The following is a 12,462-nucleotide window of genomic DNA, read 5'->3' as shown; positions in this document are numbered from 1 at the left end:
AGCCATGATATTTCTCTATTCAAAAGACTTTTTTCCTTGAATAATATAGAGTGATTTATTTAGATACTCATGCTCAGTTTTTAATTCATTTTTGCCAAGCATAGAGACTAATTTTTGCGGTTGATAAAAGTTAACCGGTTCCCCTGCTAATTTTTCAAAAAACACAATTAATCTGGTAAAAAAAGAACTTGGATCGAATTCCAAAATGTAAATTTTTGCTCCCGGTTTGAGCACTCTTGCTGCCTCTTTTAAAGCAGGCTCAACACGTCTAAAATGATGTAAAGCATCAGAAATAATAAGATAATCAAAAAGATCATCATTAAAAGGTAAATCTGCTGCATCAGCAAGTATATGGTTTACTGGTTGGGAAAAGCTTTTTTTCTGCCCCTTTTTTAACATTGCCTTTGATGGATCAACTATTGTAATCTCTAAATTTTGAGGCAGGTGATTAACCAATTCTCCAGTTCCACCACCCAAATCAAGCAGACTTTTATTCTTTTTTTCAAAGTTTGACTTTAGCTCTTCTTTTTTAATTCTTTCACCAAGTTCAACTAAAACTTTATGATGACCGGATATTTTCATTGCTAAATCAAAGAAAGGGGCTGCCAATGTAAATAAATCCATTTATCTCACCTCTTAGAATCATTATATCACAAATTTCAAATATTAACATTTTGCTTTTTTAAGTTAAGTTTTTACCTTTAAGCAGGAATAAAATGGACCGGTGCAGAACTATATTAGTAACAAATTATACTTATACAGGAGGGATTGAATTGAAAAAAATCATTTTGTTATTATTAATATTTTTATTACTATTACCAGCAGCTGCTTCTGCTGACAGGGGATCCATACCTTATATCCCAGGAGTTAGAATTTTTGAACCGAGTCAGGATGCTTTAATCGCCTGGAATGGCGAAGAGGAAATTCTAATCCTGGCAACTGAATTATATGCTTCAGAAAAAACCAAAATTTTACAGGTCCTACCCCTACCATCTGAACCTGAGGTTAAAAAATCAAGCCGGGATGTTCTAAGAAGGGCCAATGAATTTGTTATGCAGAAAATTTTTGATGATTTACGACAGCCTGTGCTCAGAAACGATATGCCAGAAACTCCTGCTGCTGAAATTAAAGAAGAAGTTGTCATTGGATCTCATGATATCCTTGTAGTTGAAGTTTTAAATCAGAATTATTTTGTTAACTGGGTCAATAATTACTTAAAGGAAAAAGGAGAAAAAGCTCCTCAAATTCCTGAAACATTAAAAGAAACAATTAATAATTATATTAATCGTGGTTATAATTATTTTGTTTTTGATACTATTGAAGTCAGTCCAGATCCTGAGATGAATGAAGCAATTTCTTATACATTTAAAACCGATAAACTTTATTATCCTCTAGAAATAACTAAATCAGACCATGGTGTCAGCGAAATCAGTCTGTTTATTTTGACAGACCAAAATCTTATTAATTATAATGGAATCGAAAAGGACAGAATTATCGAAAGAACTCCAGCTGTTGAATTAAGCATCGTTGATTTAGCCTATATTTCAGAAGATATTGATGATTTGTTCACTGAAAAATCTGATGATTTTCTAATCGCAAGTTCAAATACTCGACTTTTAAACTGGTCGATAAAAGATAACTTAGCTAACTTTAATTCTGATTTACTAGTTGATAGTAAAATAGAAGGGCTGCTTAAAAATGAAATAATTTATCAGGGGACTACTTTTATAGATGTGCAGGCTGAAAAAAATTATCCTTATTCTAGCGAAAAAGAAATAGAGACTATTTCGGGTGTAGCAGAAATGAGAATGGGAAGTAGAATGCACCCCTGGTTAGCTCGTTCAATTAACGGTAAAGCCTTATTTAGTGCCCGTACAAATAAAATAATTACTAACTTTGATGCTGAAGGCCAAAAGATTACAGTTAAAGGATACAGCAGTAAAGAAGCACACATAGCAATGAGAGATCCTATAGATAAAATGCCAGTTCTAATAAGTATCAGAGACGTCTTCTATGTAACAGAAATAGTTGGCTGGACTCCATATAATGGTATTGTAGTTAGCAGTGATGGCAAATTGAATGATGAAAGAACCCATTTCTGGTTAAAAGACAAATAAGATTAAGCTACCTCTAAAATCTAGAGGAGGTTTTAAAGATGTGGTTTCGAAAAATATTTATAAGCACACTACTTATTATTTTTATAGTCAATCCTTTAAGCGCAGCTGAATTAGAAAATTATTATCTACAGACAAGTTTTTATACCCACCATTATAGCAATAAGGAATATCAAAATAATCAACAGAATTTAATCGGTATTGAAAGACATTATTCAAATAATCAATTAAATGGTATTGCTTTTTTTAAAAACACTTATGATCAAAATACCATCTATATTTACAGCGGCAAAAACTATTATTTATCTAAACTTGGGAACACAGAAATCACTGCTAAATTAACCTATGGAATTGTTCATGGCTATGATGATGAGAATGGAAAGTATAGCACATGGATGCATGATATGGGGACATTCCCAGCTTTAGTTTTTGCTGTTGGCCTCAGAAAAAAACCTTATCGATTAGAAATAATTCCTTTTGCTGATGCAGGAATTATTATTACCGGAGGCTTAGAATTTTAAAAACCTCCCGTAAAAAATTACGGGAGGTAAATTTGGCTGAGCAACTGAAAGTTAAGCTTTAATTATTATTAAATAAATCTCTAGTATAAACTTTTTCTGCTACATCTTCTATTTCTTCAGCCATTCTATTTGCTACAATAATTTCGGATTCTGCTTTAAATTGATCTAAATCTTTAATGACTTTTGATCTATAAAATTCTTCAGCTTCTAAAACAGGCTCATAAACAACTACTTCTATCCCTTTTGCTTTAATTCTTTTCATTACACCCTGAACCGAAGATTGTCTAAAATTATCCGAGTTTTTCTTCATTGTCAACCTATAAATGCCAACCTTTTCAGGCTGCTGTTTGACAATCATTTCGGCAACGTGATCCTTTCTAGTTCTGTTGGCATCTACAATTGCCTGCATAATATTATTTGGAACATCTTCGTAATTAGCGAGCAGCTGTTTTGTATCTTTTGGCAGACAATAACCACCATAACCAAAAGATGGATTATTGTAGTGATCTCCAATTCGTGGATCTAAGCCAACACCTTCAATTATCTGTTTACTATCTAAATCTCTAACTTCAGCATAAGTATCTAACTCATTGAAGAAAGCAACCCGCATAGCAAGATAAGTATTTGCAAATAACTTAATTGCTTCTGCTTCGGTTGAATCGGTAAATAAAACTTCTATATCTTCTTTTTCTGCACCTTTAACTAAAAGATCTGCAAATTCTTTAGCTCTTTCAGATTGTTCTCCTACAATAATTCGCGAAGGGTAAAGATTATCATAAAGAGCTTTTCCTTCTCTTAAAAATTCAGGAGAAAAAATAATGTTTTCTGTATCAAATTTTTCTCTTAATTCCTTAGTATAGCCAACCGGAACAGTTGACTTTATAATCATTACAGCATCTTCATTAAAAGACAGTACATTTGCCACAACCGCCTCTACTGTTCTTGTATTAAAATAATTTTGGTCTGGGTCATAATTAGTAGGTGTTGCAATTATAACATAATCAGCTTCTCGATAAGCTTTCAAAGAATCAGTTGTCGCCCTTAAGTTAAGTTCTTTATTAGCTAAATAGTCTTCTAACTCAGCATCAACAATTGGAGATTCTCTCCTATTAATCATTTCAACTTTTTCTTCTATGACATCTACAGCAGTTACCTCATGATTTTGCGCAAGTAAAACTGCATTTGAAAGTCCAACATAACCAGCCCCTGCAACTGTTATTTTCATTTTATCATTCTCCCCTATATGTAAATTTTATATTGATGAATAATTTCTCAATCTAATTCTATTATAAATGTCTTTTATATTCAAACAAAAAGATCGACATATTTTGCTATTTAATATGCTGTGTTTTTAAAATCGGCTTAAAATGCAGGAAAAAGTTGATTTATTTATAATATATTAATATAAGTAAATACGTAAACTTAATTTTTAAAAAAATATTCAGAAAGGATAAATTATGGATTATAAAAAACAGCTTGAAACATTAAGCAGTTACTTTAAAAATGCTGAAAGCAAAAAAGAAACTCATAAAATTGGTGTGGAGTTTGAACATTTAATTCTTCATGAAGATTTAACTGCTGTTTCTTATTTTGAAAAAAATGGAATAGAAAAATTACTCGAAGAACTAAGCAAAAAGTCGGATTGGGAAAAAGTTTATGAGGGAAAACATCTAATTGGTTTAAATAGTAATAATAAAGCTATTACTCTTGAACCAGGTGGGCAGTTAGAATTAAGTATTATTCCCTTTGCTGATCTAAAGCAAATAGAAACTATTTATCTTGACTTTATCGAAAAGCTTGTAAATATTTTAAATAAATGGGACCAAAAAATAGCTGTTTTAGGTTATCAACCTCACAGTCTGATTAATAATATTCCACTTTTACCTAAAAAACGTTATGATTTTATGTATAAATATTTTAAAGATAAGGGGAAATATGCTCATAATATGATGAAGGGAACTGCTTCAGTCCAAATGAGCATTGATTATATTAATGAAGAAGATTATATTAAAAAGATGAGAGTTGGATATTTTATCTCTCCTGTAATTTATTATCTTTTTGACAACACACCTTTTTTTGAAGGTAAAAAAGCAGATAAATCAAGTGCTAGAGAAAATATTTGGACTAACTGTGACAGCCAGAGATCAGGAACTATTAATGATATATTTGATAAAAAATATGGCTATAATGATTATGCAGAATATCTTTTAAAAATACCTCCTATTATAAAAAAGAAAAATGGGAAACTAATTTATACAGATAATAAAGTTCTAAAAGATGTAATGGAGAATGATAAAACCAAAGAAATTGAACACTTTCTATCTATGGTTTTTCCTGATGTAAGAACCCAAAAATACATAGAGTTTAGAGCAGCTGATGCTCTTCCTTATCCCTATAATTTTGCTTTTATAACTTTATTAAAAAATATATTTTATAATCAGAAGAATTTAAATTATTTATATCAACGCTCTTTGAAATATAACCAAAAAAAGTTTATAAATTTTAAAAAGGAAATGGTTGAAGATAAAAAAAGTACTAAAAGAAGTGAATTCATAGCAGAGATTTTAAAAAAGACAAAGAATACCGCTACTAAGTATGAATTAGACTTTCTGAAAATATTAGAGGCAAGTTATTTGAAATATGGTCCACTTAAATTTAAGACTTTAAATAATTTAGACAAAGGAAAAAAAGAAGCGCTTAACTGGTGTTTATTAAACTAAAATGAAAGCCCAGGTGATTTCAACTTGATAGTTGAAGTCCACTGGGCTTTTTAGTTAATATTTAACTATTCTTCTTTCATAAATTTTTTAAAGAATACTATAAAAACTGACAACATTAATCCTAAAACTGCTGCAATTGCAATATTTAATCTTATATTAGGACTAATTTTATTAGATTTTTTTGGAGGGAAGTTTAAAACTCTAAATGCTCTGTGATCATTTATTTCTCCTTTTAATTTTCGATAATCAGCCAAATATTCTCTTTTAGTTTTTGACAAAATATTCAATTTAGAATTAACACTTGAAATAATGAATGCTTTATCAATTGAAACATCTTGAAAATTATTTAAAATTTCATTAGTTTTATCAATTTCTTTATCTAAGTTTTCAATTTCATTATTAATCATAGTCAAGTTTCTTTTCTTTTCTTCCAAAATTTCTTCAAAATAACTATTTGATCTTCTTTCAAATTCATTTATAATAGCATTTAAGGCAATATATAATTTTTCTTGATCTGCACTTTCAGCTTGAAGACTAATAATACCCCCATATACCGCGCCCTGCATTCCTTGTTCTGTTAATCTCAAGTTAGAAATAATTTTAGTATTAATATTATTTATACTGTTAGAATTTAAATCAACATTTTTTAAAGCAGGAACAATCAATTCATCACTTTTTAATAATTCATTTATTGACTCAGTTTCACTATAATTTCCTTTTGTGTTAGACAATTGTACTGTCAAGGAATTTTGATAGTTTGGTATAATAAAATTAGCAGAATAAACATATGAAATCAACACTGATAAAACTGTTAAACCAATTATAAAATATTTATGCTCCCACAGCAGAAGCACATATTCTCTTAAATCTATTTCATATTCATCATAATAATCCGGCCTCTGGTTTTCTTTCTGACTCATCAACTACCCCTCCAAAGTATATACAATTTAACATGAATTATTTTAACTTACTATTAACTAAAAATCAAGATTATATTTAAAATAATTCTTTAGTTAACAACCAATTTCTGTAAATAATTTAAATTCAACTCAAAAATTTCTCCTGCAGATGGCCAAAGTATTAAACTTTGTTGAGAAAAATTAGCTTTAATCTCAGAAGCATTTTTCCTATTAATTAAATATATATTTTCGTTGTTTAAATACTCAATACTGCTTATATTACTATATTTTATATTAAGCGGACTGCCTAAAGAAGTTTTAATACTAATGCTATCTTCTACAGTATTAGCAAAGAAAAAATCACCATTTGTAGTTGTAATATTAACTGCCTTATTATCCTTAAAGCTACTGGTATTTGAAAAATTAACAGCTTCAATTTCAGCTGAACTATAACTGCTTTGACTCGAATCTAATGCAATGGTTATCTCATCCAATAATTCTCCACTAAATCTATTATTTTCAGATAAACTAAATACAAAGTTCCCAGCTTCTTTTTTTATATTTTTCAGAAATCGACTTTGAATACTAATTTCAGCGTAAGAAGTTCTAATTTTGATACTGCTGTTTCTTATTTCACCTCTGAATGATTGGCCGTTCTGTAATTTAATTTGATCTGCAGAAATGACTGTTGTAAAAGTTAAGATGAATAAAATAGTTAATACTACTAAGTATCTATTTTTCATTTTTTTTGACCCCCTGAAGATAAAACGTACTGTAAAACTAAAATTAATTACTCTTCAAACATACTGTGCAAGATACTGGAAACAAAACTAATAATTATTGACGCTAGAATAGCAGATAGGAATCCATTTACTATAAAACCAGGTACAAGTACTGAAGTTAAAGATATCATAATTGCATTAATCACCAGTAAAAAAAGTCCAAAAGTTAATATAGTAAAGGGTATAGTTAAAATTGTAAAAATTGGTCTGATAAAACCATTAACAAATCCTAAAACGATTGCTGCAAAAAAACCTGTCCAAATACCTGTTACAGTTATTCCAGGCAAAAGATAAGCCGCCACTAACAAAGCAACCATTGTTGAAAACACTTTAGCAAAAAAATGTGTCATAAATATTACCTCCAGTTATGATTTTCATTTTATAATTTTAATATATTCCCATTACTTTCTTATTATCTTATTTCTATAGTAATTATATTATACCTTTTTATTTATAATAATAAAAGAATTTCAATAATTTTTTTAGATTAACAGGTCATTTATATTCTTTTTTTTAGATATAGTTGACAGTATTGAAATACTATATTATAATATAATTCAAAGTAAAGTAGTCAACTTTATACTTGTATCAAGTTTAGGAGGTAACTTAATGATTTTTAATGATGTAACCGAACTAATAGGTAATACCCCATTAGTTAGATTAAATAACTTGGTTTCTGAAAATGAGGCTGAGGTTGTTTTAAAATTAGAAAGTTTTAATCCAGGCGGTAGTATCAAAGATAGAATTGCTTTTAATATGATAACTGAGGCAGAAAAGTCAGGAGATATTAAACCAGGTGGTGTTCTGGTCGAACCCACTAGTGGTAATACTGGAATTGGCATTGCTATGGTTGGTGCTGCTAAAGGGTATAAGGTAATCTTAACTATGCCAGAATCAATGAGTGAAGAAAGAAAACAAATGCTCAAGGCATATGGAGCAGAATTAATTTTAACCCCCGCTTCCGAAGGAATGAAGGGATCAATCGCCAAAGCAGAAAAGATTGCTGCTGAAAGAAATGGTTTTATTCCATCTCAATTTAATAATCCAGCAAATCCAGATATACATCGCAAAACAACTGCCAAAGAAATAATTAGAGACACCAATGGTGAAATTGATTATTTTGTAGCAGGAGTTGGAACTGGTGGAACTCTAACTGGAACTGGAGAAAAATTAAAAGAAATCATTAATAACCTCAAAGTAGTAGCAGTTGAGCCAGAAAATTCAGCTGTTATATCCGGTGATCAAGCTGGTTCTCATAAGATTCAGGGGATTGGTGCTGGTTTTATACCTGAAGTATTAAAAACTGATGTTATTGATAGAATAGAAAAAGTAAAAAATGAGGAAGCTTTTAAAACAGCTAAGAATTTAGCTCTTAAAGAAGGCATTCTTGCTGGAATTTCAACTGGAGCTGCAGTAGCCGCTGCACTAAAATTAGCTAAAGAAATCGATAGTAAACAAAGGATTGTAGTGATTGCTCCAGATACAGGTGAACGATATTTGAGTACAGGCGTATTCACTTAAATTACACACTTCATCTATTTTCTTTTAAACAATTTTTTTATATTTTTTAAAAATTTTTCCCCGATAATTCAATATAAATTGACTGAAGAATTTCCCCTGTGAAAGGCCCGGAGGACCCCCAACCTCCCGGGCTATTTTTTTTGTAAAAATATAGTTTTTAGTGTATAATTTACATAAATGGTATTTTAGAGTTCAAAAAAGTTAAACTTTTGCCCTTTTAAGCTAACTTGTCTCTTAACAATAATTAAACTATATTTTAAATACTTATAAAGTGAGTTGATATTAATGAGAAAATCAATTGCGGCCAGACAGCCAGTACTTGATTCAAGTCAAAAAGTCATTGCTTATGAAATTGTCTTTAAAGATTCCTTTAAAGAAAAAAGAAAATCATCTATGCATAAGCTAAGTGTTGAAGAAATCAGTAATGATCTGGAATTCTTCGAAGAAAGCAACTTAGCTGATGGTAAAAAGATTTTTGTTGATTTTAATTCTGAACTTATCAAAAAAGAAATTGCTGCTCTATTATCAAAAGAAAATATAGGAATTGAAATTTCTGAATCAGGAAACTCAGCCTTAGAAATTGTCGAAGAAATAAAGGCGTTAAAAAAAGAAGGCTATCTCATTATCTTAAATAACATAAATTTTTCTACACCAGAAAACCCTCTATTGAAATATGCTGATATAATTAAGTTAGACTATAAAAAGTCTACTAGAGAAAAACATCAAAAGCAGCTTAAATATTTAAAAGAAAATTACTCTTCTAATCTTAAATTTATAGCTAAAAATATTAATGAGCCTCAAGAATTTAAAGCTGCCAAGAATGCTGGCTTCGACTATTTTCAGGGTGTTTTCTTTACCAAAGCTGATTTAATTGAAGATGGTGGAACACCCGGTTATAAAGTGAATTATCTTAATGTTTTAAAAGAATTAGATAAAGAAGATGTTGATTTTGAAAAACTGGAAAAAATTATTAAAAATGATATATCAATGACATTTAGTCTTTTAAAAACAATCAATGCGTCTTCTTATGGCTATAATGTGTCATCAATTAAACAGGCCTCTACTCTTTTAGGAGTTAAGGGATTAAAAAAATGGAGTTTAATTTATCTGGTTAAAGGCTTAAGAGATGATAAGCCTGATATTCTTTTTGTTAATACTCTAACCAGAGCTAAATTTGCTGAGCTGCTGGCAGAAGATTTTGATATAGCAGAAAAAAGTGGAGATCTATTTACTATGGGTATCTTTTCAATGATGAATGCCTTTTTAAACAAACCTTTGGCAGATATACTTGAAGAAATTTCTTTAACTAAAGAAATAAAAGAAGCCTTGTTAATTCGCGAAGGAGTTATGGGAGAAATTTTGAATTTAATTATAGCTTTCGAAAGAGTTAAATGGAATCAGGTTGCTTTAATTGAAAAGAAAAATCAGCTTGATTCAAAAAAAATATATAATAAATATCTTAAAGCAGTTGATTTTTCCTATGAAACAATGAATATTCTAATTCAAAAGTAAAAAAATATTTTATTTTATAATTAAAACACTAAAAAAGGGGATATATTATGACAACTAAAGTTTTTCGAGCAAATATGAAGGCATCTTCTGGTAGTGAAAGTCTTGTTAAAAAGCTAGCTAAAATATTCTATAAAGCAGGTTTTCATAAACTAATTGACGCAGATGATTTTGTAGCTATTAAACAGCATTTTGGAGAACCTGGTAATACTGCTTTTATTAGACCAGTATTCACCAGAGAAATTGTAAAAATTGCAAAGAAACTAAATGGTAAACCATTTTTAACTGATGCTAACACACTTTATACTGGTGAGCGTTCTAATTCAGTAGATCATTTAAATGCAGCAATAGCAAATGGCTTTTCTTATGCTACTGTTCAAGCCCCAATTATTATAGCTGATGGATTAAAAGGAAAAGCTTCAACTGAAGTAGAAGTAAATTTAAAGCATTTTGAAAAGGTCAAAATTGCTTCAGAAATTCTTGAAGCTGATGTTTTAATTAGTCTAGCACACTTTAAAGGCCACGAACTATCAGGATTTGGTGGAACTTTTAAAAATATCGGTATGGGGCTCGGAAGCAGAGCAGGAAAACAAATGATGCATTCAGCAGTACTACCAGAAATTACAGAGTCAGAATGTATTAAATGTATGCAGTGTGTAAAACACTGTCCAGAAGATTGTATAACAATAAATGACCAAGAAAGCAGCATTAACCATGAAATCTGTATTGGCTGTGGAGAATGTGTTGTGACCTGCCCAACTGATGCAATTTCAGTAGAATGGGAATCTACTAGTGAAGGTATGGAAGAACGACAGGTTGAATTTACTTACGGAATCGTTAAGGATAGAAAAAATGTATATATCAACTTCATTACTAATGTCTCACCTGATTGTGACTGTGCTGGCTGGAGTGACCGACCAATTGTTAATGATATTGGCATACTTGCTTCTAAAGATCCAGTTGCTTTAGAACAGGCTTCATTAGATTTAGTTAATCAAGCTAAGCCAAAGGGTATGCTCGAAAATCGGGACTTAAATCCCGGGGATAATAAATTTAAGGCAGTTCACCCAAATACCGATGGAGGTTTAAGACAAATTGAATATGCTGCCGAAATTGGAATGGGCAGCAGAGAATATGAATTAATTGACTTATAAAAGATTAAAAAAAATTAAAGGCTCAGCATTTGCTGAGCCTTTTTAATATCTAGTGATTTCTTAAAGCTATTTCATAATATCGCTTTCACCTAATTTATAATCTACTATCTCTAATTTGTTTTTTACATCAAGACCATATTTGCAGGCTTTAAAATCAGCTGTTTCTTTTAATAAGTCTTCAGCTTTTATTTTTAATTCATTGTATCTTTCAACTGCCATTTCTTTATCACCAAACCAAAAACGAAGCCGATCCCTTAAAGCATAATCAGCAGGGTTGCGTGGTCTACCATCATACATCTGACGGTCATAATAACCCTCCATTTTAAATACCTCTTTTATATTCTCGCCAAATTCCTTAGAAACACTGCAGCTATCACATTGACGACAAATATAATCACCTAATTCTTCTGCGTTAGAAAATAGTTCCTCCTTTTCCTCCTCAGACATCGGCTCAAACTCTTCAGCTAATTTCAAATCCATTTCCAGCATTTCTTTGTTATTCATACCTGTTACTACTGCGTCAACTGGCAAAGAAAAAACATAACGAAACGCATCTTCCACATTTTTCCACAAAAATCCATCTGCAAGGGGTTTCATACAGAGTGTACCGATATTTTTTTTCTTAGCTAATGGCAGCACTTCATCTTCTAGCTTGGGGAAGTTAAAGTTATCAAAATAATTAAAATGAGTCATCATTACCTCAAATTCACCTGTTTTCAAAGCTTCAATTAAAACATCAGGCTGTCCATGAGCCGTAATCCCAATATGTTTGACTTTCCCCATTTGTTTTGCCTCTTTAGCTGCTTCTAATGATCCACCTGGTTTTAATATTTCTTCTAAATCAGCCTTATCTTTAACCCCATGCATAAAAATTATATCAAGGTAATCAGTCTGTAAATTTTTTAAACTGCGATTTATCTCAGTCATTGCTCCTTCAGCATCTCTAACTCCAGTTTTGCTTGCTAGAACAAGCTCATCTCTTCTATCTTTTACTATTTCACCAATCTTTTTTTCAGATTCTCCATCACCATAGGAAGCTGCGGTTTCCAAATAATTTCCACCTTGCTCTAGATAATTGTCTAATAGATCAGCCGCTTTATCAGCTGGAATTTCTATTAAATGAAAGCCTCCAAAACCAAGCAAACTGACTTCTAGACCGGTTTTTCCAAGTTTCCTTTTTTCCATGATTATTCCTCCTCTTGCTTGAACTAAATTTATCAAGTTTGTCGAAAGAAAATAGCT

The 12,462-nt window shown here is 30.6% G+C and carries 12 protein-coding genes; 6 read left to right on the top strand and 6 right to left on the bottom strand.

Annotation, left to right across the window (positions count from 1 at the left end):
- Positions 1 to 15: 15 nt before the first annotated feature.
- A complete protein-coding gene (locus tag HSACCH_RS08750) occupies positions 16 to 624 on the bottom strand; it encodes a class I SAM-dependent methyltransferase (protein ID WP_005489251.1) in 609 nt (202 codons plus the stop codon).
- Positions 625 to 773: 149 nt separating this feature from the next.
- Here HSACCH_RS08750 and HSACCH_RS08745 point away from each other — a divergent pair, with 149 nt between their 5' ends.
- Both HSACCH_RS08745 and HSACCH_RS08740 read left to right on the top strand, forming a co-directional pair.
- Positions 774 to 2,117, top strand: coding sequence for a DUF2330 domain-containing protein (locus HSACCH_RS08745; protein WP_005489250.1), 1,344 nt, complete (start codon positions 774 to 776; stop codon positions 2,115 to 2,117).
- A 38-nt stretch (positions 2,118 to 2,155) separates the two neighbouring features.
- Positions 2,156 to 2,635 (top strand): hypothetical protein, encoded by a 480-nt coding sequence (locus HSACCH_RS08740; RefSeq protein ID WP_005489249.1) that lies wholly within the window; start codon positions 2,156 to 2,158, stop codon positions 2,633 to 2,635.
- A 58-nt stretch (positions 2,636 to 2,693) separates the two neighbouring features.
- Here HSACCH_RS08740 and HSACCH_RS08735 read toward each other — a convergent pair whose 3' ends face one another.
- Positions 2,694 to 3,860 carry a nucleotide sugar dehydrogenase gene (locus HSACCH_RS08735; RefSeq protein ID WP_005489248.1) on the bottom strand — a complete coding sequence of 389 codons (1,167 nt, stop codon included), beginning with the start codon at positions 3,858 to 3,860 and terminating at the stop codon, positions 2,694 to 2,696.
- Between the two features lie 232 nt (positions 3,861 to 4,092).
- On the opposite strand from HSACCH_RS08735, the gene HSACCH_RS08730 reads away from it, so the two are divergent.
- Entirely contained in the window at positions 4,093 to 5,355 is a 1,263-nt protein-coding gene (locus HSACCH_RS08730; RefSeq protein WP_005489247.1) for a glutamate-cysteine ligase family protein, read from the top strand.
- Positions 5,356 to 5,420: 65 nt separating this feature from the next.
- Here HSACCH_RS08730 and HSACCH_RS08725 read toward each other — a convergent pair whose 3' ends face one another.
- The 3 genes from HSACCH_RS08725 to HSACCH_RS08715 all read right to left on the bottom strand — a co-directional run bounded on the left by HSACCH_RS08725 (position 5,421) and on the right by HSACCH_RS08715 (position 7,386).
- A complete protein-coding gene (locus HSACCH_RS08725; RefSeq protein WP_005489246.1) occupies positions 5,421 to 6,275 on the bottom strand; it encodes a Wzz/FepE/Etk N-terminal domain-containing protein in 855 nt (284 codons plus the stop codon).
- Between the two features lie 89 nt (positions 6,276 to 6,364).
- Entirely contained in the window at positions 6,365 to 6,997 is a 633-nt protein-coding gene (locus tag HSACCH_RS08720; RefSeq protein WP_005489244.1) for a hypothetical protein, read from the bottom strand.
- Positions 6,998 to 7,044: 47 nt separating this feature from the next.
- Entirely contained in the window at positions 7,045 to 7,386 is a 342-nt protein-coding gene (locus HSACCH_RS08715) for a phage holin family protein (RefSeq protein WP_005489243.1), read from the bottom strand.
- Between the two features lie 259 nt (positions 7,387 to 7,645).
- Here HSACCH_RS08715 and cysK point away from each other — a divergent pair, with 259 nt between their 5' ends.
- The 3 genes from cysK (at position 7,646) to HSACCH_RS08700 (ending at position 11,220) form a co-directional block, all read left to right on the top strand.
- Complete coding sequence (cysK, locus tag HSACCH_RS08710) at positions 7,646 to 8,557, top strand: cysteine synthase A (protein WP_005489242.1); 912 nt, start codon at positions 7,646 to 7,648, stop codon at positions 8,555 to 8,557.
- A 285-nt stretch (positions 8,558 to 8,842) separates the two neighbouring features.
- Positions 8,843 to 10,069, top strand: a complete 1,227-nt coding sequence (locus tag HSACCH_RS08705) for an EAL and HDOD domain-containing protein (RefSeq protein ID WP_005489241.1) — start codon at positions 8,843 to 8,845, stop codon at positions 10,067 to 10,069.
- Between the two features lie 47 nt (positions 10,070 to 10,116).
- Positions 10,117 to 11,220 carry a DUF362 domain-containing protein gene (locus HSACCH_RS08700; protein ID WP_005489240.1) on the top strand — a complete coding sequence of 368 codons (1,104 nt, stop codon included), beginning with the start codon at positions 10,117 to 10,119 and terminating at the stop codon, positions 11,218 to 11,220.
- Between the two features lie 66 nt (positions 11,221 to 11,286).
- Here HSACCH_RS08700 and HSACCH_RS08695 read toward each other — a convergent pair whose 3' ends face one another.
- Positions 11,287 to 12,405, bottom strand: a complete 1,119-nt coding sequence (locus tag HSACCH_RS08695) for an aldo/keto reductase (RefSeq protein ID WP_005489239.1) — start codon at positions 12,403 to 12,405, stop codon at positions 11,287 to 11,289.
- Positions 12,406 to 12,462: the final 57 nt, after the last annotated feature.

Source organism: Halanaerobium saccharolyticum subsp. saccharolyticum DSM 6643 (genome assembly GCF_000350165.1).
GTDB lineage: Bacteria > Bacillota > Halanaerobiia > Halanaerobiales > Halanaerobiaceae > Halanaerobium > Halanaerobium saccharolyticum.
This window is presented reverse-complemented; position numbering and strand designations above follow the sequence as displayed.

What these genes read in the sequence shown, in the direction of transcription:
- HSACCH_RS08750 (WP_005489251.1), bottom strand. Translation starts at nt 624, where the DNA reads ATGGATTTATTTACATTGGCAGCCCCTTTCTTTGATTTAGCAATGAAA.
- HSACCH_RS08740 (WP_005489249.1), top strand. Translation starts at nt 2,156, where the DNA reads ATGTGGTTTCGAAAAATATTTATAAGCACACTACTTATTATTTTTATA.
- HSACCH_RS08735 (WP_005489248.1), bottom strand. Translation starts at nt 3,860, where the DNA reads ATGAAAATAACAGTTGCAGGGGCTGGTTATGTTGGACTTTCAAATGCA.
- HSACCH_RS08730 (WP_005489247.1), top strand. Translation starts at nt 4,093, where the DNA reads ATGGATTATAAAAAACAGCTTGAAACATTAAGCAGTTACTTTAAAAAT.
- HSACCH_RS08725 (WP_005489246.1), bottom strand. Translation starts at nt 6,275, where the DNA reads ATGAGTCAGAAAGAAAACCAGAGGCCGGATTATTATGATGAATATGAA.
- HSACCH_RS08720 (WP_005489244.1), bottom strand. Translation starts at nt 6,997, where the DNA reads ATGAAAAATAGATACTTAGTAGTATTAACTATTTTATTCATCTTAACT.
- HSACCH_RS08715 (WP_005489243.1), bottom strand. Translation starts at nt 7,386, where the DNA reads ATGACACATTTTTTTGCTAAAGTGTTTTCAACAATGGTTGCTTTGTTA.
- cysK (WP_005489242.1), top strand. Translation starts at nt 7,646, where the DNA reads ATGATTTTTAATGATGTAACCGAACTAATAGGTAATACCCCATTAGTT.
- HSACCH_RS08705 (WP_005489241.1), top strand. Translation starts at nt 8,843, where the DNA reads ATGAGAAAATCAATTGCGGCCAGACAGCCAGTACTTGATTCAAGTCAA.
- HSACCH_RS08700 (WP_005489240.1), top strand. Translation starts at nt 10,117, where the DNA reads ATGACAACTAAAGTTTTTCGAGCAAATATGAAGGCATCTTCTGGTAGT.
- HSACCH_RS08695 (WP_005489239.1), bottom strand. Translation starts at nt 12,405, where the DNA reads ATGGAAAAAAGGAAACTTGGAAAAACCGGTCTAGAAGTCAGTTTGCTT.